This window comes from Pseudomonas sp. ICMP 8385, from assembly GCF_002699915.1.
GTDB lineage: Bacteria > Pseudomonadota > Gammaproteobacteria > Pseudomonadales > Pseudomonadaceae > Aquipseudomonas > Aquipseudomonas gessardii.
This window is the reverse complement of record NZ_LKBY01000020.1, coordinates 1-869: the sequence shown is the minus strand read 5'-3', so window position 1 is coordinate 869 and position 869 is coordinate 1. Positions and strand designations below refer to the sequence as shown.

General features: G+C 54.7%; 1 protein-coding gene. It reads left to right on the top strand.

What is annotated here, in order from left to right; all coding sequences use genetic code 11:
• Positions 1–470: hypothetical protein (locus AO268_RS32915; RefSeq protein WP_218927874.1), on the top strand; the 470-nt coding region annotated here is incomplete at its 5' end.
• Positions 471–869 lie beyond the last annotated feature (399 nt).

Below are 869 nucleotides of genomic sequence, written 5' to 3'. Positions count from 1 at the left end.
TCATACCGCTTTGCCATCTTGGCCTCCTGGCTTTAATGGCGGTGTATTTTACAGAAAATCGTATTTCTTGGGTTTACGTACAGAGCCTAGCAAAGCTTTTGAGATTTCGTTCATTTGAGGGCCATTTAATCGCGGGGTTTGAGCGATTATTTCATTCACCCTTCGAACGCAAGGCCGATTTCAGGACGGAAACCAGTCGGAAAACATCCACTCGAACTCTATTGCCGGCGGTGCGTTACGGGGAACACAACGGCTGTGCTTTCGCTGCCGAGAACGTACCTGCGAAGAGGGATCTGAAGGCTCGGCCTAGGCGGTTTGATGGTTTGATCCCACAATCGCTGGGCGTACACAACCAGCACGGCACTATCTACCGCTTTGAGCACAAATCCCTTCGGGACACGCTCTTCTGTGACCACTGGATCGTTGCTGGCACAAAGGTAGGCCACCATATTTGCACAGGTGTTCGCTAACCGCCCCGGGCTGAGCCAACTGACTGGTCCGAAACCTAGCCGTGAGGCGATATCGTCCGGAGTGACCTGGTGTCGAGCTAACGCTCGCTTTCCCGGGTTCTGGTAATCGCAGCTTCGCCGGGGATTTTACGTTCGGCGTGTTTGTGTGCTGCCTAATCAGACATCACACCTTGAAGCGTTGGGATTTCGGTAGGAGATGAGACGGTGGCCACCTCCTACCAGGAACCACCAGCATGGAACTCAACCGCCTCCCCGCTTGGCTTCAGGCTTACCGCGATGGCCATCGTCAAGGCAACGCCCAAGCGCTAGCAGCATATGCCGATTACTACTGTATGGACGGGTCAGCCGACATGGAGTTGGATATTGAGGAGCGGCTTGGCTACATCCCCCCCCCGATGG